The 18925-nt window shown below is 67.2% G+C and carries 23 protein-coding genes, 1 tRNA gene and 1 pseudogene; 12 read left to right on the forward strand and 13 right to left on the reverse strand.

What is annotated here, in order from left to right; genetic code table 11:
- Positions 1–58 precede the first annotated feature (58 nt).
- From PUT80_RS00660 to PUT80_RS00675, 4 genes are all read left to right on the forward strand, one after another.
- Complete coding sequence (locus tag PUT80_RS00660; protein WP_037811080.1) at positions 59–679, forward strand: TetR/AcrR family transcriptional regulator; 621 nt, start codon at positions 59–61, stop codon at positions 677–679.
- 16 nt (positions 680–695) lie between these two features.
- Positions 696–768, forward strand: a tRNA-Arg gene (locus PUT80_RS00665).
- Between the two features lie 340 nt (positions 769–1108).
- Positions 1109–1618, forward strand: a complete 510-nt coding sequence (locus PUT80_RS00670) for a hypothetical protein (RefSeq protein WP_134665210.1) — start codon at positions 1109–1111, stop codon at positions 1616–1618.
- Between the two features lie 79 nt (positions 1619–1697).
- Positions 1698–1979 carry a hypothetical protein gene (locus tag PUT80_RS00675; RefSeq protein WP_134665208.1) on the forward strand — a complete coding sequence of 94 codons (282 nt, stop codon included), beginning with the start codon at positions 1698–1700 and terminating at the stop codon, positions 1977–1979.
- Positions 1980–2051: 72 nt separating this feature from the next.
- On the opposite strand, the gene PUT80_RS00680 is transcribed toward PUT80_RS00675, so the two are convergent.
- The gene (locus PUT80_RS00680) at positions 2052–2984 is read right to left on the reverse strand and encodes an IS3 family transposase (RefSeq protein ID WP_275290723.1); all 933 of its coding nucleotides are present in this window, start codon (positions 2982–2984) and stop codon (positions 2052–2054) included.
- Between the two features lie 128 nt (positions 2985–3112).
- On the opposite strand from PUT80_RS00680, the gene PUT80_RS00685 reads away from it, so the two are divergent.
- The 5 genes and pseudogenes from PUT80_RS00685 (at position 3113) to PUT80_RS00705 (ending at position 6891) form a co-directional block, all read left to right on the forward strand.
- Positions 3113–3493 carry a hypothetical protein gene (locus PUT80_RS00685; RefSeq protein ID WP_037811083.1) on the forward strand — a complete coding sequence of 127 codons (381 nt, stop codon included), beginning with the start codon at positions 3113–3115 and terminating at the stop codon, positions 3491–3493.
- Positions 3494–3802: 309 nt separating this feature from the next.
- A complete protein-coding gene (locus PUT80_RS00690; RefSeq protein WP_037811085.1) occupies positions 3803–4111 on the forward strand; it encodes a type VII secretion target in 309 nt (102 codons plus the stop codon).
- On the forward strand, positions 4111–5766 hold the full coding sequence (locus tag PUT80_RS00695) for an alpha/beta hydrolase (protein ID WP_275290724.1): 1656 nt from the start codon (positions 4111–4113) through the stop codon (positions 5764–5766). The genes PUT80_RS00690 and PUT80_RS00695 overlap by 1 nt, the downstream gene beginning before the upstream one ends.
- The gene (locus PUT80_RS00700; RefSeq protein WP_275290725.1) at positions 5763–6284 is read left to right on the forward strand and encodes a hypothetical protein; all 522 of its coding nucleotides are present in this window, start codon (positions 5763–5765) and stop codon (positions 6282–6284) included. Before PUT80_RS00695 ends, PUT80_RS00700 begins: the two co-directional genes overlap by 4 nt.
- 118 nt (positions 6285–6402) lie before the next feature.
- Positions 6403–6891, forward strand: a pseudogene (locus PUT80_RS00705) (LppA family lipoprotein).
- Positions 6892–6975: 84 nt separating this feature from the next.
- Here PUT80_RS00705 and PUT80_RS00710 read toward each other — a convergent pair.
- The 4 genes from PUT80_RS00710 to PUT80_RS00725 form a co-directional block, all read right to left on the reverse strand.
- Positions 6976–7197: a hypothetical protein gene (locus PUT80_RS00710; protein ID WP_037811091.1), complete on the reverse strand. Its 222-nt coding sequence runs from the start codon at positions 7195–7197 to the stop codon at positions 6976–6978.
- On the reverse strand, positions 7194–7565 hold the full coding sequence (locus PUT80_RS00715) for a hypothetical protein (RefSeq protein ID WP_051171965.1): 372 nt from the start codon (positions 7563–7565) through the stop codon (positions 7194–7196). Before PUT80_RS00715 ends, PUT80_RS00710 begins: the two co-directional genes overlap by 4 nt.
- Positions 7566–7673: 108 nt before the next feature.
- Positions 7674–8039 carry a hypothetical protein gene (locus PUT80_RS00720; RefSeq protein WP_051171967.1) on the reverse strand — a complete coding sequence of 122 codons (366 nt, stop codon included), beginning with the start codon at positions 8037–8039 and terminating at the stop codon, positions 7674–7676.
- Between the two features lie 21 nt (positions 8040–8060).
- Positions 8061–8300, reverse strand: coding sequence for a hypothetical protein (locus tag PUT80_RS00725; protein WP_275290726.1), 240 nt, complete (start codon positions 8298–8300; stop codon positions 8061–8063).
- Between the two features lie 17 nt (positions 8301–8317).
- Here PUT80_RS00725 and PUT80_RS00730 point away from each other — a divergent pair, with 17 nt between their 5' ends.
- Positions 8318–8488, forward strand: a complete 171-nt coding sequence (locus tag PUT80_RS00730; protein ID WP_238604155.1) for a hypothetical protein — start codon at positions 8318–8320, stop codon at positions 8486–8488.
- A gap of 269 nt (positions 8489–8757) precedes the next feature.
- Here the strand turns inward: PUT80_RS00730 and PUT80_RS00735 are convergent, their stop codons facing one another.
- Positions 8758–8967, reverse strand: a complete 210-nt coding sequence (locus PUT80_RS00735) for a hypothetical protein (RefSeq protein ID WP_134729292.1) — start codon at positions 8965–8967, stop codon at positions 8758–8760.
- 106 nt (positions 8968–9073) lie between these two features.
- On the opposite strand from PUT80_RS00735, the gene PUT80_RS00740 reads away from it, so the two are divergent.
- Entirely contained in the window at positions 9074–9469 is a 396-nt protein-coding gene (locus tag PUT80_RS00740; RefSeq protein ID WP_051171969.1) for a hypothetical protein, read from the forward strand.
- Between the two features lie 64 nt (positions 9470–9533).
- Here the strand turns inward: PUT80_RS00740 and PUT80_RS00745 are convergent, their stop codons facing one another.
- Positions 9534–10118, reverse strand: a complete 585-nt coding sequence (locus tag PUT80_RS00745) for a TetR family transcriptional regulator C-terminal domain-containing protein (protein ID WP_275290727.1) — start codon at positions 10116–10118, stop codon at positions 9534–9536.
- A gap of 70 nt (positions 10119–10188) precedes the next feature.
- Here PUT80_RS00745 and PUT80_RS00750 point away from each other — a divergent pair, with 70 nt between their 5' ends.
- A complete protein-coding gene (locus tag PUT80_RS00750; protein ID WP_275290728.1) occupies positions 10189–11628 on the forward strand; it encodes a carboxylesterase family protein in 1440 nt (479 codons plus the stop codon).
- Here the strand turns inward: PUT80_RS00750 and PUT80_RS00755 are convergent.
- Genes PUT80_RS00755 through PUT80_RS00780 form a run of 6 tightly spaced genes read right to left on the reverse strand, consistent with a single transcriptional unit; the run spans position 11612 to position 18920 of the window.
- Positions 11612–13525, reverse strand: coding sequence for an acetoacetate--CoA ligase (locus tag PUT80_RS00755; protein ID WP_275290729.1), 1914 nt, complete (start codon positions 13523–13525; stop codon positions 11612–11614). The two genes, PUT80_RS00750 and PUT80_RS00755, sit on opposite strands and share 17 nt — an antisense overlap.
- Complete coding sequence (locus tag PUT80_RS00760) at positions 13510–14328, reverse strand: SMP-30/gluconolactonase/LRE family protein (protein ID WP_275290730.1); 819 nt, start codon at positions 14326–14328, stop codon at positions 13510–13512. Before PUT80_RS00760 ends, PUT80_RS00755 begins: the two co-directional genes overlap by 16 nt.
- Positions 14325–15779: a bifunctional 3-(3-hydroxy-phenyl)propionate/3-hydroxycinnamic acid hydroxylase gene (locus PUT80_RS00765; RefSeq protein ID WP_275290731.1), complete on the reverse strand. Its 1455-nt coding sequence runs from the start codon at positions 15777–15779 to the stop codon at positions 14325–14327. Before PUT80_RS00765 ends, PUT80_RS00760 begins: the two co-directional genes overlap by 4 nt.
- A 14-nt stretch (positions 15780–15793) precedes the next feature.
- Positions 15794–17005, reverse strand: a complete 1212-nt coding sequence (locus tag PUT80_RS00770; RefSeq protein ID WP_275290732.1) for an aromatic acid/H+ symport family MFS transporter — start codon at positions 17003–17005, stop codon at positions 15794–15796.
- Positions 17002–17976: an amidohydrolase family protein gene (locus PUT80_RS00775; RefSeq protein WP_275290733.1), complete on the reverse strand. Its 975-nt coding sequence runs from the start codon at positions 17974–17976 to the stop codon at positions 17002–17004. The genes PUT80_RS00770 and PUT80_RS00775 overlap by 4 nt, the downstream gene beginning before the upstream one ends.
- A gap of 17 nt (positions 17977–17993) precedes the next feature.
- Positions 17994–18920 carry a VOC family protein gene (locus PUT80_RS00780; RefSeq protein WP_275290734.1) on the reverse strand — a complete coding sequence of 309 codons (927 nt, stop codon included), beginning with the start codon at positions 18918–18920 and terminating at the stop codon, positions 17994–17996.
- Between the last annotated feature and the right edge of the window lie 5 nt (positions 18921–18925).

The raw sequence follows: 18925 nt of genomic DNA on the forward strand, positions 1-18925 counted from the left end.
AGATGCGAACAGGAATTATCATTCGCATATCCGCGACGCTACCAGTAACGTGCCGCGAGTGAGCGAGACCAGCGAGGGCTTCCGCCCGCCGCAACAGGCCCGCAGCCGCGCCGCGCTGCAGAGACTCCTGACCGCAGCCGAACAAGTCCTGGCCGAGCAGGGCCTGGAGTCGTTTACTGTCGCCGCGGTGGCCTCGCAGGCAGGCATGTCGGTCGGCACGATCTACCGCCGCTTCGACGGCAAGGAACAGCTGCTGCACGCCGTGAAGGACCGCTTGCTGACCCAGCTGGAAACCAGCGTCCGAGACGCCCTCCGCTCAGCGCCCCCGGACCTGCGCTCGATCTTCACCGCCTTCGTGGCAGCCCTGGCACAGACCTTCGAAGAACACGACGGGATCTTCCCGGAACTACTGGACGCCCAACGCTCCGACGGCCGAGACCGCGGCCTGGCCGCCCTGTCCGCGATCCAAGACGCCCTGCTGGAAGCCCTGCCGCTCTCCTCGGCCGAGGTCGAGAACCTGAAAATGGCCGCCAGAACGATCATCGGCGCATGCGTCCACCGCGCCGCGACCAGCAGATTCTGGCCAGACGACCGCCCGTGGGAGACGTGGGCAGAGGAAGCGGCGGAGATGGCACTGGCGTACCTGACTTCACCGCCCACGGGCCCCGCTAGGATGTAGCCAGCAGCACGCGACGGCCCTCGTAGCTCAGGGGATAGAGCACGGCTCTCCTAAAGCCGGTGTCGCAGGTTCGAATCCTGCCGGGGGCACATTCTTCCGCAGGTCAGATCCTATTTCGATCAAGAAGGTTCGAACCGGGAAGCCTCAAGAGTCAGAAAACTGTCTGAATTCAGCGCGTGACGGTTCGGCCCCCGACCGTACCTCTCCGCACACGGTCCGCACCTCCCGCGGCTTCCCGCGTAACAGGTCCGCTTCGCTCTGCGATCCCCTTTGCCGGACCATGACGAGGGGGACACCGTGGGGGACGACTCCGACAGACCGAGATGCTTCACCTCGCGATCGATCGGGGCGCTGCTGGCAACCCTGGTCGTTGCATTCGGTCTGACCAGCTTCGCGCCACCGGTCGACCCGGTCGCACGGTCGGCCGGGTTGAGGCCGACCGATCGCAAAGCGCCGACGTGCGACCAGGCCACGGTGATGAACCGGCGGCTCGACGAGCTCGGTCGCGGCGGCTTCACCTGGACGATCGCCGAGCCGCCCGACAATCTGTGGGGCGTGGTCGACCTGCACGGCACGATGCAGGTGCGCATTTCCCCGCGGGTTCCGTGCTCGCACATGATCGACGTGATCAACCACGAGTGGGTTCATACGCGGCAATACGCCAAGTACGGCGACCGCACCATGCAAGCCTACGGCGACGTGCTGGAACCGGTCGCCGACTGCGGCTCGCGACTGCTCGGCTCGGCGTACACGCCGTACCTCGACCAGCGGGGGGACTGGCTGCACCGAGTACGAGGTGGCGTCCGCGCGGTCACTGCTCGCCGCCAACCGACCGGGTTAGCTCTGGTCAGAGCCGAACGCCTGCCCATCGCGCGAACCCAGCCAGAGTCGCGGTGGTGCGCCGCTCGGAAGCGGCGAGCGCCCGCACCGTCTCGGTGACCGATGGGTGGTGACGGGTCGCGTTCGGTGCGACTTCCCTGGCCGCGTTCAACTCTGCGAGAGTGCGCTCTCGGTCACCATGGAGCATCCATGCGCGCGCCATGTCGATGTGGTGGTGCCCGACCCGTTCCGGTCGACGCGGGTCCGTAACTTCGACGGCGGAGGCACGCCGGACGGCTTCGGTGCCGTTGTAGTTCTCGACCGGCTTCGCGCACCAGTGAACGACGATGTTCGTCGTGCTGGCGTCGACGCCGTAGTACGGGACCGCGGGCGGCTGGAACTCGTCCGCGAACGCGCGTACCTCGCCCAGATAGTCGTCGGCCTCGACCGGGTCGCCGGCACGAGCGGCGAGGATCGCTGAGCGCAGGTCCAGTTGGATTGCCACTGACCGACTGGGGCTGACCCGTTTTGACGGACAGGGTCGTTGAGGCGGTCAGGCTATCCGGTGGGTGGGTTCGTAGGTGTTGGGGCTGAGGTAGCCGAGGCTGGAGTGCAGTCGGCGGGTGTTGTACCAGCCTTCGATGTAGCCGAAGATCGCTTTGTGCGCGGCAACCCGGGTAGGCCAGCCGCGCCGGTCGAGCAATTCCGCTTTGATGGTAGCGAAAAACGATTCGGCGACGGCGTTGGGCCAGCACTGTCCCTTGCGCCCCACCGACAAACGCGCGCCGTGCTCGTCGGCGAGGGCACCGAACTGGGCAGGCGTGTATTGACAGCCGCGATCGAAGTGGAAGATCACCCCGGGTTCCGGTCGGCGCTGGGCAACGGCGTTGTTGAGCGCGTCGGCGATCAGGTCGGTGCGCGGGTGATCGGCGGTGGCCCAGCCGACAACGCGGCGGGAACCGAGGTCGATCACCGTGGCCAGATACAGCCAGCCTTCCCAGGTGTGGATGTAGGTGATATCGCCGCACCAGCGAGTGTTGATATCGCTTGTGCTGCAGGAGAAGTCCCGCTTGATCAGATCGGCCGGAGTGTGCGCGCCCGGGTCGGGGACGGTGGTGGTGCGCCACGGTTTCGGAGCTCGTCCGGCGCGGCCGGCGGCGCGCAGGAGCCGGGCGATGCGCTTGCGGGAGTGCCGCCGCCCGCGGTGGCGCAGTTCGGCGTGCAGCCGGGGCGTTCCGTAGGTGCCGTTCGACTCGTCGTGGATCGCGGCGACCACCACGCCGACGACGAATGTGGGATCAATCCCCTGTTCCTCTTCTCCGACTGGCTGCGCCGAGCGCCGGGCTTCGCTCGCATTGGTCCGCCGCGCCGTCCAATCCGGATACGACTCGCCTGCAAAGCCTGCGGCGCGACCGCCAAGCACACGGACCACCGATGCGGCGAGTGCGGCGAAAGCTTCCGTTTGGACATCTAGACAGCCCGGCACCGCGGCGGTGATCCCTCGACACGCTGCGGCACCGGGTGCGCCCCCACCGGGCGGGGCGCGGGGGACGGTGGTCTATCCCGAAGACCACCGCCCCCCCATCCAACAGACTGCGATGACAGGAACACCGGATGGAAACGCCGGACGAGGCGCGCGCGAAACGGATCAAGCGAAACCGCCGGATGATCGAATCCTGGCGAGCCGGTGAGTCGGTCACCGAGATCGCTCGGGAGCACGGGCTGTCGCTGAGCTGGACCGGGCGATTGCTGCGGCAGGAAGGGGCCGTGCTGCCGCCCATCCGACAGGGTGTGAAGCGCACCGACCTCGACATCGAACAGAACATTCTCGACTACGAAGGCGGCGCATCCATACAGGCAGTCACCGACGCACACAGTACGTGCTATGCCACGATCCGTCGGCTCCTGAAGAAACACAAGGAGACGATTCGCCCGCACGGCGGCCAGAACGCCATCGAGCTCTCGCCCCTGCTAACCCTTCGATCCCGCACATAACCACGACCCCATGCCGCACGTCCGCATGCTTCCCTCTCGCAGGCGCGTGGCGGGGCGGTTCCGTTGTCCGGTGAAATGTGCCGGTCGAGCGACGCGCATGGCGGCGATCTAGCGTTCACGAGTCCTTGGGCGCTGCACATCAGGTCGTGCCACGCGTCGCTTCTCCTCCTCCTGAGCAGTTCTACCTAGCTGCGCCTAGGTAGGCCTTCGCGTGTTCGCTGGCGAGCCCCCCGTTTGAGGGGGAGACACCGTTGATCTCCGAGTCCCGGTGCCCGTAACGTGACTCTCGGTTACGGGAAGGGGAGGCCGATGGGGTTCACGAGTGTGCCCGCTGCGTTGAGAGCAGCGGGGCGGTCCGCAGGGGAGAAAACGGCCGGTCTGCGCGGCGCGGATTGCGCCGGTCTGGTCGGGCGGGTCTCGGCTGCGGTGCGGGGCGGGAAGGCCGCGGCGGCGGCCGGGGGCTGCCAAGAAGCGTTGTCGTCGACCTTCGCGCAGTGGTGTGCACAGGCGCAGCGGTTCGGCGAGAATCTTGGCGCAGCAGCCGACCGGTACGAGAAGGGCGACCACAGCGCGGCCGGGGTGTTCCCCGTCGCTCCGACGATGCGGGGGCCGCGCTGATGGTGTCACTGGCCGATGTGCGCGCCTGGAACCCGAACGTGCTGGACGAGGTTTGCTCGGCCGTGCGGGCGAAGGTGCAGGTTCTGGTCAGCGAGGGCGACGACTACGGCAAACTGCTTCCGGTGGACGGCTGGAGCGGTCCCGCCGCCGAGGGCGCGGCCGCCCAGCACAAGACCCACATGCAGGGCCTGGACACCTACGCCGCCGGAGTCGCCGCGATCGGCAAAGCCGTCGGGCAGGCCGCCGACGCGATCCTCGCGCTGCAGGCCGCGATCAAGAACGCCGACGAGCTGGCCCGCAAATACGGGTTCGCGATCACCGCCGACGGCGCGATCGTCTGCGTCTACGCAGGTGACCCGCCACCGGAACTGCACCCGCAGGACCGGGCACGAGCACAACAGCAACTGGCCGACGACGTCGCGCAGATCCTGCGCACCGCCGAAGACATCGACAGCGACCTCGCCGCCGTCCTGGACAAAGCAGCCGCCGGCCAGTTCGGCACCGGGAACGAGTCCACCGTCGCCGCCGCGGCCGCCGACGGATTAAACGCTCCTGGCCTCACCGCGCCCGAACCTCCGCCCAACGCGACGCCATCGCAAGCCTCGGCGTGGTGGGCCACCCTCTCCCCGGCCGAGCGGGACATCCTGATCCGCGACCGCCCCGGCCAGATCGGCGCGATAGACGGACTGCCCGCCGTCGACCGCGACCGCGCGAACCGGGCCGTGCTCGACCGCGACTACGCCGATCTGCAACGGCAGCGCGACGACATCCGCCACCGGCTCGACGGGGTGAAACGCAGCGATCCGCAGCAACAGAAGGAGTACTACGCGCTGGAAAAGCAACTCGACGAGCTCAACGGCAAGATCGCCGGAATGGACCAGATCAAACACCGGCTCGACCAGGCCCTGCCCGGTCAGCCGCCCGCCTACCTGCTTGGCATCAACCCCGCGAACTCCGGGCAGGCGATCGTCGCCATCGGCGATCCCGACCACGCCGCCAACGTCGCCACCTACGTCCCCGGCACCACTGCCGGGCTCAACGACGGCATGCACACCGACATCGAACGCTCCGACGCCATGGCAGCCAAAGCCACGCAGTTGGGTTCCCCGTCCACGTCGGTGATCACGTGGGTGGGGTACGACGCGCCGCAAAGCGTCCTCCCGGACGCGGCCAGCACGAGCTTCGCCGACAAAGCCGAACCCGCGCTGCGCGGTTTTCAGGACGGGCTCGGGGCCGCGCACCACGGGCCGGTGAACACCACCGTCATCGGACACAGCTACGGCACCACCGTCGTCGGCCAAACCGCCCGAGACCTCGGCCTGCCCGCCAACAACCTCGTCATGGTCGCCAGCCCCGGAGTCGGCGTCGACCACGCCAACCAGCTCCACCTCGACGGAACTCCTCAAAACCAAGTCGGCCAGCACATCTACTCCACCGCCTCCACTACCGACCCCATCCCCGCACTCACCAACCTCGACTTCTCCCCGCTCGACGGAATCGACCCCCTCGGACCCGCCCCCACCACCCCCTGGTTCGGCGGGCAGACCTTCGATTCTGACACCGGAAACCCCGCCACCTCCCACAGTGACTACTGGAACAAAGACTCTTCCTCGCTCAAGTCGATAGGCAAGGTAATTGCCGGAAGCAAACCATGACTCGTAACTATCAAAAAAAAACTGTGCAGCCGATGAGGCTCGCAACGCTTGCCGCCGTCTTGATCGCAATGACCGCCTGCGGAGGTGCCCCCATGCAGCCAACCCTCACGTCCGAACAGGCCAAGCAGGCGGCGGCGGACGCCGTTCACGCTGCCGCGTCGATCTCCTTCCCTGCCGGGTACAAGCTGACCGAAATCGTATTTCCCGCAGAGTCCTGCACTGACTCGTCGGACAAAGAAACCGGTCAAGTCAGGGTCGGCGTCACCTACTGGGTAGACGGCCCGGACCGCGCGCAAAATAGTTCCTACTACGAAAAGCTAAAAAAGTGGTGGACGGACAACGGCTGGACAATCGAAACCGACACCTGGCAGGGCGACCAATTCGCCAACGCCCATAACGGTGACGGCTACGTCATGAGCCTGACTGGCACGGTGACGGGAACGGTCCTGGGGCGCCTGAGCATCGGAGCTAGTTCGCCGTGCGTCTGGCCCAACGGGACGCCCGAGCCCAAGTCCTGAGGCCCGGATGAGCCGTCGACTGGATCAGCCGAGGTCAGCAGTCCTGCTCATTGCTGGGCTGTTCGCTGCAGTCCTGACTGCGTGCAGTGTCGAGAAATCGCCCTTCCCAGGAGACAACGTGGACCGAGACCCCGCAGAAGTCTGGGCCGCACTGATGCGCCTGCCCGACACCGACCAAGCCCGCCAGCAATACCAGCAACTCGACACCGAACTCCGCCAAGCCCTCACCGCCGCCATCCCCAAACTGACGCCCTGGACGCCGCTTGGCAACGGCTCGCGAGCAGCGTGCGGCGCACGATTCCCCGGCGTCGGCAACGACGGCGAACAGGCAAGCCTGGGCGACCACGGGGTGACCGGGAACCTGCCGGACGCGGACTAGGAGAAAGCCCTCACCATCATCGGGACCATCGCCCAGCGCTACGGATTCGACCCGCGTCCCCAGCGTCTGCACGACGCGCCCGGATCACACGACGCCGTCTTCCATAACCGGACCGATGAAGGAGCGATCTCCTTCGGCACCGCGCTCAACACCAGCCTTGGCCTCGACCTTGGCTGTCGCCTCTTCTCTGCGGCCAAGCAACGTGGCACCCCGTCGGCCACGCCCTAGCCGGGCGCACCGACCCGCCATCTGCTCAGTTCCGCCCCGCCGCGCTTCCCCCTCGGTTGCGCGGCGAGGCGGTTCCATGCCCGGTTAGTCCTGGTCGAGCTTGGCGACCGGCACGACAGGGCGGCGGACGAGCACGCTGCTCACGACGGACAGGATCGTGCCGACCGCGGACACGATCACGTTGATGGTCTGGTCCGGGATCACCCACCACCCGATGGCGACGACGGCGACGAGGACCAGGCGCACGGCCTCGGCGATGCTCGCGGGCTCGGTGCCGGCGCGGCTCGGCTGATCCGGCGCGGTCACTGCGCGACCGCCGGTTTCGTGCCGAGCCGAGCGGCGGGCTTGTCCACGATCTCGTCGGCCTGCTCGGCGTTGTCGTCGCCGAGCACTGCCACGACGTCGGCGCGCAGCTGCGCGCGGAAATCGTCGAGGCCCGCGCCGACGGCCTTTGGCGACCATGGACAGGATCGACGGCATCGGGTTGCCGTCCGGCGCCGCGATGTAGTTCGACGCGAAGAAGAGCATCCGTACACGTTGGCGAGCATGTCGTTGAGCGGCTTGGCGTTTGAGCGCGGGGCGATGCCGTCCGCGTTGTTCGGCCCGATCTCAAGCGAAAGCGGGCTAAGCCAGGAATGCAGCTCGGCCAGCTGCCGGGCTCGGGTAGCGTCCATGTCGGGAGCCTCCGCGCTGATGAGTTGAGCGTTGGTGTAGGACTGGTTCCAGCCGACGGCTCCGGCCGAGCCGGGGAGTGCGCCGTCGTCGCGGTACTGATGGATGTCTTAGTGGCCGGTGTATTGCACGCCGTTCCTTGGGGTCTCCGGTTTGAGCCCGTATCGGGCGACCCAGACGACCGGGACTTCCGGCCAGAGATCCGGCCGGGTCGCCTGCTCCAGCGACGCGTTCATGTAGACCGCCTGCCGGACGCCGAGCTGGCGCATCTGCGAGCAGTACGCGCGGCCGTGGTCCTTGGCCTCAGCGTTCGACCAGATGTGAATCTTCGGGTCGCTCTCGATGTCGCAGCCGGGCGCGACCCCGGTCCAGCCGAGCCGCTTGCACTCCGCCCACAGCACGCGGGCTTCGGCGGCACCGTCGCTGGGCTGGGCGTAGACGTAGCCGCCGAACGGGATGCCGAGACGGCGGAACAACGCGGCGTGCGCGTCCGCAGTTCAAACCCGGTCGTCGGCTTTCTTGCTGCAGACGCGCGCCATCGGCCCTCTTGAGCCAGCCGTATTCCAAGCCGGGCAGCGCGGTGACTCCGCGTTGAGCGCGTCTGCGTCACCGGCGGCGTTGCCGCTCATCGACCACGCGGGCTGGAAGTCGAGGCCGTCGACCTGCCACGACTGGCCCGCGCGCGCCTGCGCGCAGGCGACCCACTCGGGTTTGCTGGCCGAGTTCGCCGGGCGCATCCACCGTCGGTACGCACATGGCCGATCAGGGCGGCCGGGTCGAGGAGGCGGCCAGCCAGCTGGGCAACACCAAGGAGATGGTTGAGAAGCACTACTGGCGCAAGCAGGTGACGAACGAGCGGGCCGCGGCGCTGCTGGAGACGTTGCTCGACGCCGAGCCGAAGATCGGCGATTTGAGGGGTCACTAGTGTCAGTAAACCGTCAGAATTCAACTCGATACAACGATGTCCAACTGAGTCACTGCGGGACGGATTCCGTTACGCCACAACATAAATGGAGCTAACATGGCCATGATTCTGCGACAGCCGGTGTCGCAGGTTCGAATCCTGCCGGGGGCACAAAACATGGTGATCGGCATGCCCTCTGGCTCGCGACAAGCCCTTCCTTTCAGTTGGACAAGAGCGGCCGCTTCTCTGCTGTGAGGTCCATTCTCTTCGCGGTGCGCATCAATGATTGCTCACAGCTGCCGGAGCTCCTTCAGGATGTGGAGCACGAGCTTGACGGTCACCACAAAAGCGCCTGCCCCAGCGGTCAGCACGACTTCCGTTCGGGTGCCCACTGCGGCCGCCACGATTCCGGCCACCAGGCAGGCGATCACTCCAGTGAGCACTGCGACCAGGACAAGCAGAGTCCGCTGGCGGGACGACGTCGCACGAGGCTTGGTCATGGGGTAGGAGCCCTTCACTCATCGGACAGCGGCTTCGGACTGTCGCCGCTTGCGCAACCCAGTAGAGAATACTACTATCTTCTCAGCAACCAGAGAGGAATGAGAATTGAAAAAACTGGATCTTGTGGACAGCGACTACGACCGAGTCATGCTGCTCGCACGTGCGTGGCAGGTCTCAGGCGGTGAGGCGGTGCGACGTCTGCTCGACCATTTCGTCCGTGAGGTCGGAACGCCCGCCGCCGCTGGGCAGGAACCTGCTGATGACGGCGTGTCCATCTACGCCGACTACGGAGGCGAGCGCATCGAGGCGCTCTACCACAAAGCTACTAAGCGAGTCGACATTACGAGCGGCGTGCTCGCTGGGTGCTCGTACAAGAGCCCGAGCGGTGCGGCGATGGGGGTTGTCCAAGCACTCAACCCCAATGTGCACAACAACCGCAACGGATGGTCGTTCTGGTTCATCGCCGAGAACGGGGAAGCGCTGCAAACAATTCGGCCGTAGCCGGCCGCGTTCGAGTCTCTCTGCGGCGTGGCCCGCTCGTGCAGCACTGCTTGACCGGCGCGGGTTAAACGAAAAGCTGATCCAGATACCGATCGATCGCCACGCGCGCGGCGCGAGGATCGATCACGTCCAGCTCAAGCAGCGGCGTCAATCCAGTCAGTGCAAGGACAAGATTCGTCTCGACGGCCGGGTCCCGATCCGCGGCGATGTGCCCGTTCGCGATGGCTTGCCGGATCATCTGTTCGACGAGCGCTCGTTTCTCGCGCAGGTCGTCGCGCAGCTTCGCGTGCAACTCGGGGTCGTGCAGGGCTTCGAGGACGTACGCGGCGCTCATCCGGCTGGTCGCGCGGGCGTCGGGGTGCAGCGGCAGCATCTCGGTGAGCGTCACCCGCAGCACCTCTCGGGGGTGCGTGACATCGACGAGCCCCTCGGCGACCCGGTGCGACGTCTGCTCCGCGGCGAACTCCATCGCGAACGTGAGCATCGCCGTCCGCGTCGAGAAGTAGTGCTGAACCTGCCCGAGCGACGCGTCCGCCTCCCGGGCGACCTCGCGCATGGTCGCGCGGTTCCAGCCTTGCTGCGCCACGACCCGCCACAACGCGCGCGCGATCGCTTCCCGGCGCTCGCGGTGGTCGACCTTCTTCGGCACGGCAGCCCTTTCCCTCGTTCCAATACAAGTGACATAATACACTTGACTTGAAACCGGAGGGGGAACGAGAATGGACGACAAGACGCAGCCAGTGGTCCGGACGGTCGAGGGGGCCGTGGCGGGCCGCTGGCGAGCGGGGGTGGCGGAGTTCCGCGGGATCCCGTACGCGCAGCCGCCGGTGGGCGATCTCCGGTTCGCGGCGCCGGTCCCGGTTCCGGCCTGGGAGGGCACGCGACAGGCGACCGAGTTTGGTCCGCTGCCTCCGCAATCCGGGCCGGTCCAGGTGGAGTCGGCGCACGAAACGGACTGGCTCACCCTCAACGTCGCAACGCCCGACCCGGGGGCGGCAGGACTGCCCGTGCTGGTCTGGTTGCCAGGCGGCGGATACGTCATCTCGGTAAGCAGCGACCCGAGCTACGACCCGACGCTGCTGTGCGCGGCCGGGTTGGTCGTGGTGAGCGTGAACTACCGGGTCGGCGTCGAAGGGTTCGCGCTCATCGACGGCGCTCCGGCCAACCGCGGGTTCCTCGACCAGATCGCCGCTCTGGAATGGGTGCAGCGCAACATTTCCCGCTTCGGCGGCGACCCCGCGCGAGTGTGCGTCGCCGGTCAGTCCGCGGGAGCGGGATCGGTCGCGTCCTTGCTCGTGACGGCGCAAGGCTTGTTCCAACGTGCCATCGCCCATTCCGTACCCGGTGCGTTCGTCCTCCCTTCGCTCGCCAAGCAGGTCACCGCGGCGCTGGCGAACGGGGAAGACCTCCGAAACGTCGACCCGTGGCAGCTGGCCGACAGGCTCACCGCGTTCAACGCCAGCCTGTCCGGCCAACGCGACCGCTGGGGGCCGATGGCGCAAATCGGGGCCGGAGTTTGTCCTGTGCTGGACGAGAATTCCCTGCCGCAGACGCCCTGGTCGGCGCTCTCGGACGGCGTCGACCTCCTCGTCGGCCACACCCGCGACGAGTTCCGGCTGTTCTCCGTGATGGCCGGTCGAGTCGGCACGTTCACTGCCGACGACGCGCAACGGGCGCTCGACCTCTTTGCCCCGTCGCCAGACGGCTACCGCGCCGGCTATCCGGAAGCCAGCCCGGAGGAGTTGATGGAGACCGTCTACTCGGACGCGCTCTTCCGGATGCCGAGCCAGCAGTTGGCCGAGGTCAACGCTCTGGCTGGCGGCCGGTCGTACCTGTTCGAACTGTGTCTGTCCGCGCCCGGTCTGGGTGCGTGTCACAGCCTCGACGTGTGTCTCGTCTTCGGAACTCTGGACAGTCCGGTCGGCCGCCAGGTCTTCGGCGAGATGCCTGGTGCCACCACGCTTCAGGTGTCCGAGGAGCTTCGGAGTGCTTGGGTCAGCTTCGCAGCCACCGGCGATCCGGGGTGGGCCGCTTATCGTCCCGGTCAACGGCTGACCCGCGTGCTGGACGCCGAGTCGAAGACCGTTCCCTATCCGGAAGAAGCTTCACGGAACATTTGGGAGCAGCACACCCCGGTCCCGTTTAGCCTTCCCGCTTAGTCATGCCGACCTGCCGATACCAGTCAAGGAGCTCCGGCTGATCAACGCTCCCAGGATCAACCACGCTGTCCGGCTCTTCTCCGCGCAACAGCCGCTTCACCGGAACCTCGAGCTTCTTCCCCGTGCGGGTATGCGGAATCCCCGGCGCAGCAAGGATCTCGTCAGGAACATGCCGCGCGGAAGCACCTCGGCGGATAGCCGCGAGGATCCGGTGCCGCAGCGCCTCATCGAGACGGACCCCGTCGGTCAGCGTGACGAACAACGGCATCCAGTACCCGCCATCGTCCAGCTCAACGCCGACGACCAGCGCCTCCGCGACCTCCGGAAGTTCCTCGACCGGCCCGTAAATATCGCTGCTGCCCATGCGCACGCCGTGCCGATTCAGCGTCGCGTCCGAACGGCCGTGAATGATCACCGAGCCGCGATCGGTGATGGTCGTCCAATCGCCGTGCCGCCACAGACCCGGAAACGTGTCGAAATACGCGGCTCGGTACCGGCTGCCATCGGGGTCGTCCCAGAACCCCACCGGCATGGACGGCATCGGCCGCCGCACGACCAGCTCGCCGACCGTGTTGCGCACGGATTCCCCGTTGTGCCCCAGCGAATCGAGCGCGACGCCGAGGCAGGGGGCGGACAACTCGCCCGCCCACACCGGCGTGGTGGGCGCCGCGCTCGCGAAGGCGGTGACGACGTCCGTCCCGCCGCTGCTGGAAACGACCTGCACCCGCGGCCCGAGCTCGCCCTCGACCCAGCGGTGCAGGTCAGCCGGAAACGTCGAGCCAGTGACGCCGAGCCGTACCAGCGCGCGCAGGTCATGGTCCCCGAGCCGGACCCCGGCCTTGCGGCACAACGCGAGGTAACCGGGACTGGTGCCGAGCGTGGTGACTTGCAGGCGAGCGGCCAGCTGCCACAACGCGTCCGGGCGGCCGAACGTCGGGCTGCCGTCGTAGCACACCGCGGTCGCTCCGGTGAGGAGAGCGCCGACGAGTGAGTTCCACAGCATCCAGCTCGGCGTCGTGTACCAGAGGATCCGGTCGCCAGGCCGCAGGTTCTGGTGGAACGCGGAATGTTTCAGCTGCTCGAGGACTACGCCGCCGTGGCCGTGCACTATCCCTTTAGGACGGCCGGTGGTCCCGGAAGAAAAGAGAACCCACAGCGGGTGCTCGAACGGAACCGGCACGGGTGCCAAGGCAGCGTCGGCGTTGACGATTGACGACCAGGGGATCGCGCCGGGCGCCTCGTCATCGAGCACCACTGTCGCGACCAATGTGGACAGTCCGGCGCGCAAGGCCGCCACGTCGGCGCTGCGTTCGACGACGCGGCCGCCGTGCCGGGATTGGGTCGCGGTGATCAACACGGTCGGCGATAGCTGCGCGAACCGCGCGAGCGCGGCCGATCCGACGTAGTCCAACCCGCATCCGGCCCAGATCGCCCCGAGGCTCGCGGTCGCCAGGAACGCCACGATCGCCTCGGCCGAATTGGGCAGATAACCCACCACCCGGTCGCCCGGCGACACTCCCAATTCAGTCAGCGCCGCCGCGACCGAGCCGACTTGCCGGCGCAGCTCACCCCAGCTCAGCTCGACCGGTGCCGCGTCCTCAGCCACCGCGATCACCGCAGTGGCGTCCTCGTCGCGATCCCGGAAGACCTCGGCCGCATAGTTCAACGTGCTCCCCGGGAACCAGACGCTGCCCGGCATCGCCTCGGTCGCCAGCGCCGGTTGTCCCTCCGGACGCGCCGGCAGTCCGAAGTAGTCCCACACCGCGGACCAGAATCCGTCGAGATCCTGCACCGACCATTCCCACAACGTCCGGTAGCCGCCGGTCAGGTCGCGTCCGGTGCGGGCCGACGCGTACCGGGCGAAATCGGTGATCCGCGCGGTCATTCGAGTTCCCATTCCGCGACCGTGGTCCGCACATCCTTGGCGGCGAGGGCCTCGAACAGCGGCCGTCCGCCGGTGTCGGCGAGGGTGACGAACAGCCGGTTTCCGCCATCGGTGCAGCATGCGATGGGGAACGTGGCACCGGTTGTGATCGTCTCGCGCACCGTGTTGTCCTGGACCAGCACGACTGCGTGTCCAGTCGTGGTCGTTACCCAGATCCCGTCCGGGGCGGGCCAGATTCCGTCCGGACGAGCGTCGGGGCCGACCAAGTGGGCGAGGTCGGCGTAAAGCCGCCGGTCGGTCAGCGTGCCGTCCGGGCCGACGGTGAAGGCCGTCAGCCGTTGCGCCGCGGTCTCGGCGACGACCAGGGTGCGCCCGCCGTCGAGGAAGGCGAGACCGTTGGGGAAGTCGAGGTTCTCGGCAGCGGCAGTGGCTGAGCCATCGACGCCGATCCGCACCAAACGGCCTGGTCGCGGCGGTTCACCAGGGACGAACCCGACGTCGTCGACGTACAGATTGCCCTGCTCGTCACCGACGAGATCGCCGAGCGGACCAGCCGCCACGGCGCTGAGATCCGCGTAGGTGGTGAACTGTCCGTCCACCCAGACGCCGATGCGTTTCTCGTGCATCATGGCCGCGACCAGCCTGCCGTCGGGCAAGAACCACAGTCCGTTCGCCGGTGAGTCCAGCTTGGTGGCGCTCCAGGTCCCGCCGTGATCCGTCCACAGTCGACTGCCCTGGGTGTCCGACAGCCACAGCGCGCCCTGATGCCAGCGGGGTCCTTCGCCCCAGATCATCCCGGTGCCGTAAGGCTTCATACGCGCACCTCCATGTGTCGCGCGAGTTCCTTCGTCGCCGTCTCCAGTTCCGCCGTGTCGGCGGCGAAGGCGAACACGTACCGGTCCGGGCGGATAATGGCCGCGGTGGCAGAATTCGCGGCCAACCATTCTTCGACCGCCGGGCCGCCATCAGCGACGACCGCGACGTCGAGGTGCCGCCACAGCTCCGCGATCTCCGCCGATACGGCCTGTGTGCCGACGACGACGACGAAGTTGTATCCGGTGACCTCGTCGAGTCGCGTGCCGTCCGCGGCCCGGGGCTGCGGGCTGAGTCGGCTGACCGAAGTGCTCAGGCCGGAGCCGAGCGGTGGCCGGAGCGGTTCGAGAGTCTGCGGCTCCGTCAGTTCCGGATGGGTGTCGCCGATGCCGAAGGACTCGATGAGGTTGGCCTGCCGGGCGGACTCGGCGATGTAAGGGCGAACGTGCGGGGCGCGCTCGGTCTCGTAGGTGTCGAGCAGGCTGTCGGGGCTGCCGCCCTGGACGACGGCGGCGAGTTTCCAGGCGAGGTTTGCCGCGTCGCGGAGTCCGGAACACATGCCCTGCCCGAGCATCGGCGGCATCTCGTGCGCGGCGTCGCCGGCTAGGAGCAGCCTGCCGGAACGCCAGCCGTGCACGAGCCGTGCGTGCCATTCGTAAGTGTCGGCGCGCATGATGCGGTAGCTGCCCGGTTCGATCCAGCGGCTGAGGGCGTCGTACACCGCCTGCGGACGTTCGAGCGCGGCGTCGTCGTCTCCGTCGAGGAGCATGAATTCGAACCGCAGCATTGGGGGAAAGATCGGCACGTAGGTGATCGGCCGTTTTCCCTGGCACAGAATGAATCCGGACTCTTGGGGCAGTGCCGGCGGGTGCTGGAACGGATGAATGTCGACGATGAGCGAACGTTGCGTTCCCTCAAGATCTTCGACCTCGGCGTCCATCAGCCGCCGGACGAACGAATTCGCCCCGTCCGAGCCGACGGCGTAGGCCGCGGTCAACGTCCTGACCTGGTCCCGGCCGGTCACGGTGAGGTGGACGGCGTCGGCGTCCTGGGTGATTTCGGTGACGGACCAGCCGAACCACAGGTCGACGTTCGGGTCGTTCGCGAGCAGACCGCGCAGCCGGGATTCGAAATCCGGTTGGTGGAACTGGTAATCCGTGCGCCAGCCCTGTCCGGATTCGTCCCGGGCATGGGCGAATTCGAGGAATGGTGTGCCGTCCGGCAGTTGCAGCGTCCATCCGGTCTGCCGCAGAAACCGCTCCTCCAGATCGGCCGCGCCCAGCGTTTGCAGCGTGCGCATCGATTCGTCGTCGAGATGAGTCGCCCGCGGATGGTGGCAGACGATCCGGTTCGGATCGATCGCGGCGACCCGCAGTCCTTTCGCGCTGAGCAGCCGCGCGAGGGTCAGGCCGACCGGACCGCAGCCCACGACCGCGATGTCGTACGTGTCCATGACTGTTCCTTCGTTCAAGCCGGTTCTTCGACCGGTTGCGACGCGGGGGTTTCGGTGGTGCGGTGGAAACTTCCGAGGACGACAGTGAGGATCGCCCCGAGGATCGCCGGCACCGCGAAAAGCAGGAAATTCCACTGTGGAGCGAACCCGGCGGCAAGGACCCATCCGCCGAGCACCGGCCCGGCGATCGCGCCGATCCGGCCGATTCCCAGCGCGACGCCGATCGCGCTGGCCCGGGCGTGCGCTGGATAAGTGCGGGCGACGTACACGTTGATCAGCCCCTGCACGCCGAACGCGCCCGCGCCGCCGATCAGCACGATCACTGACAGCACCGGCAATGGCGACCGAACGCTCAAGGCGGCCATAGCTCCTGCGGCGACGACAAAACACGCGATGATGGGGATTCGCGATCCCGCCCGGTCGGCGAGCGCCGCGATCGCGAGACCGCCGACCGTCGCGCCGACATTGACCAGGGTCAGGAACATCAGCGAGGAATCCAGCGGATACCGCGCGGCCTGCATCAATTGCGGCAACCAGGTGTTGATCCCGAAAATGAGCAAGAACGAACAGATCACCATGGCGCAGAACAGCACGGTCGTTCCGGTATACGGCGGGCGCAACACGACGCGCAGACCGCGTGCTCCGGTCGGCTCCCTCCGGTAGACCGGTGATTCGGGAAGCCAGCGGTAAGTCATCGGCACCAGCAGCAACCCGACCGCTCCGCCGACGAGATACTCGGGCCGGAAGTTGTCTCCGCTCAGGAACGCCGCGGCTACAACAGCGGCCAGCGAACCGCCGATGGTAACTCCACATTGGACGATCGCCGAACTGAGGTTCTTCCGTTTCGGCGGCGCGAGTTCGAAGATCAGCGGGCCCATCGAGGGGTAGACCGCGCCGACTCCCAGTCCGACGAGGAGCCTGCTGGCACCGAACAATTCCGGATTGGGCGCCAACGCACAAGCGAACATGCCCAGCGAGACGATCGCGATGCTGAGCAAAGTCGTCCGGCGGCGCCCGTGCCGATCGGTGAGCGGCCCGACCAGCAGTGCGCCGAAAAGCATGCCCACCGGCGTGAGGCTGCCCAACGTGCCCAGTTCGGGAAGGGAAAGCTGCCACGGTTGATGGCGGAGCAACAGCGGCGTCGTCGCTCCGAAAGCGACGAGGTCGTATCCCTCCAGCGTCATGACGGCCAGCCCGATCGCGATGGCTCGCCACGGCATCTTCATGTGCTCGCCTTGTCGGTGGAAAGGCGTAGCACCCGTTCGGCGTTGCCGTGGCTGATCTTCTCCCGGTCGCGGTTGCTGATCGGTGCCTGCTCGAGGAACTGAACGGCCTCGGCGGTGTCTTCGAACGGATAGTCGACGGCGAACATGATCGCGTCCGCTCCGACGGCCAGCACCGCCCCGGCGAGCGCGGCCGAGGAACAAACCCCGCTGGTGGTGATCAGGATGTTGTCGCCGAAGTATTCCGACGGTTTCCGCGCGAGGGTCCGAAGTTCCTGCCGGTCGTAGCGCGAATCGAGACGCGCGAGCTGAAACGGCAGGAACTCGCCCAGGTGACCGAGGATGAGAGTGGCACCCGGATGCCGGTCGAAGACGCCGCCGAAAACCAGCCGGAGCGCGTGTCCGCTCGTCTCGGCCGCCCAACTCCACAATGGACCGCGCAGTTCAGGACGTCCTTCGAGTACCTTCCAGGGCTCGGCTGGGGGAGCGCCCGGGTGGAGGTAAAGCGGCACGTCCAGTTCTTCGAGGGCGGACCACACCGGTTCGTAGCGCGGGTCGTCGAGGTAGGTGCCGTTGGTGTGGTCGTTGACGAGAGCTCCGCTGAGCCCGAGTTCGCCGACGGCGCGGTGAAGTTCCGGCACCGCCGCATCCGGATTCTGGAGCGGCAACGCGGCCAGGCCGCGGAACCGATCCGGATGCGCGGCGATCACTTCGGCTAACTGGTCATTGGCGATCCGGGCATCCTTGACCGCCTGGTCGGCATCGGTCAGCCCTTGAATGCCGGGTGCGGTCAGGGAAAGCACCTGAACGTCGATGCCGTGCGCGTCCATTTCCGGCAGCCGGTATGTCGTGTAGTCGCACAACCGTTTCCCCCAGTCCTCGACCCACCGCGCGGCGGTTTCCGTCTTGGGCACTGGGTATCCGGCCTGCAGTTCGGGAAGCGCGAACGCTTCTTCCATGGCGATGTAACGCAAGATGATGGCCTTTCCGCTCAGCTGCCTTCGGCGTGCGCGCCGGTCATGTGCGCCGCCAGGTCCTCCGGATTGATGAACGACGGCGGGGGCGGCGGGCCCCATTCGTAGAGCGACCGCATGCCCTCGAACGACCGCGGCGTCCAGAGCTGGTCGTCGACGATGGCGTCCATGTCGGAGTAGTACTCGGCGAAGTTCCCGGCGGGATCCTTGATATACCAGAAGAAATTCGACCCGATGTGGTGGCGGCCCAATCCCCAGACATGCCGTTCCGGATGCTCGGCGAGCATGCCCATCGCTCCGCGGCCGACTTCGTCCACATCGGACACCTGCCAGGACGTGTGGTGCAGGAAATTGAGCGGAGCCTGCTGCACCAGCAGGTTGTGGTGATCGGTGGAGCACCGCAGGAACGCCGCCCGGCCCGGAACCACGTCGCTGACCTTGAACCCGATGCCGTCGGTGAAGAACCGCTGGGTCGATTCCTGCTCGACCGTCCCGATCACGACGTGCCCCAGCGCGAGCGGCCGCACCGGCCCGGTACGGGACAACACGGGCGCGCGAGTATTGGCGCGGTCCAACCGGCCAGGCCCGTTGTACGGAGTCGCCGGCACCGGTGTGCGGACCAGCCGCGGCGCGACGACCGCTTCGACGGCGATGTCCGCGATCGGTTCCCGGGCGTGCAGCGTGTCGGCCTCGCGCTGCACCGGAAAGCCGAGCCGGTCGAGGTTGGCGGCGATCCGGCCGAGGTCGTCGGCGTCGTCGACCGCGACGGTCAGACCCAGCAGGCGGCGCACCCGCGAGTGCGCGAGCACGAACTGCTCGCCGCCCTCGACCGTGGCGAACCTGCCGGGCGCGAGCTGCGTGAGCCCGAAGTCGGCGTAGTAGCCAGAGGTGCCCGCGACGTCGGGTACTCCGACGGTCAGCGACTTCAATCTGTGCAGTGCCATGGAAT

Origin of the sequence: Amycolatopsis sp. La24 (genome assembly GCF_029087445.1) — a bacterium.
Classification (GTDB): domain Bacteria; phylum Actinomycetota; class Actinomycetes; order Mycobacteriales; family Pseudonocardiaceae; genus Amycolatopsis; species Amycolatopsis nivea.

What these genes read in the sequence shown, in the direction of transcription:
- PUT80_RS00675 (WP_134665208.1), top strand. Translation starts at nt 1,698, where the DNA reads ATGGAGCATCCATGCGCGCGCCATGTCGATGTGGTGGTGCCCGACCCG.
- PUT80_RS00685 (WP_037811083.1), top strand. Translation starts at nt 3,113, where the DNA reads ATGGAAACGCCGGACGAGGCGCGCGCGAAACGGATCAAGCGAAACCGC.
- PUT80_RS00690 (WP_037811085.1), top strand. Translation starts at nt 3,803, where the DNA reads ATGGGGTTCACGAGTGTGCCCGCTGCGTTGAGAGCAGCGGGGCGGTCC.
- PUT80_RS00695 (WP_275290724.1), top strand. Translation starts at nt 4,111, where the DNA reads ATGGTGTCACTGGCCGATGTGCGCGCCTGGAACCCGAACGTGCTGGAC.
- PUT80_RS00700 (WP_275290725.1), top strand. Translation starts at nt 5,763, where the DNA reads ATGACTCGTAACTATCAAAAAAAAACTGTGCAGCCGATGAGGCTCGCA.
- PUT80_RS00715 (WP_051171965.1), bottom strand. Translation starts at nt 7,565, where the DNA reads ATGGACGCTACCCGAGCCCGGCAGCTGGCCGAGCTGCATTCCTGGCTT.
- PUT80_RS00725 (WP_275290726.1), bottom strand. Translation starts at nt 8,300, where the DNA reads ATGCGCCCGGCGAACTCGGCCAGCAAACCCGAGTGGGTCGCCTGCGCG.
- PUT80_RS00730 (WP_238604155.1), top strand. Translation starts at nt 8,318, where the DNA reads ATGGCCGATCAGGGCGGCCGGGTCGAGGAGGCGGCCAGCCAGCTGGGC.
- PUT80_RS00735 (WP_134729292.1), bottom strand. Translation starts at nt 8,967, where the DNA reads ATGACCAAGCCTCGTGCGACGTCGTCCCGCCAGCGGACTCTGCTTGTC.
- PUT80_RS00750 (WP_275290728.1), top strand. Translation starts at nt 10,189, where the DNA reads ATGGACGACAAGACGCAGCCAGTGGTCCGGACGGTCGAGGGGGCCGTG.
- PUT80_RS00755 (WP_275290729.1), bottom strand. Translation starts at nt 13,525, where the DNA reads ATGGGAACTCGAATGACCGCGCGGATCACCGATTTCGCCCGGTACGCG.
- PUT80_RS00760 (WP_275290730.1), bottom strand. Translation starts at nt 14,328, where the DNA reads ATGAAGCCTTACGGCACCGGGATGATCTGGGGCGAAGGACCCCGCTGG.
- PUT80_RS00765 (WP_275290731.1), bottom strand. Translation starts at nt 15,779, where the DNA reads ATGGACACGTACGACATCGCGGTCGTGGGCTGCGGTCCGGTCGGCCTG.
- PUT80_RS00770 (WP_275290732.1), bottom strand. Translation starts at nt 17,005, where the DNA reads ATGAAGATGCCGTGGCGAGCCATCGCGATCGGGCTGGCCGTCATGACG.
- PUT80_RS00780 (WP_275290734.1), bottom strand. Translation starts at nt 18,920, where the DNA reads ATGGCACTGCACAGATTGAAGTCGCTGACCGTCGGAGTACCCGACGTC.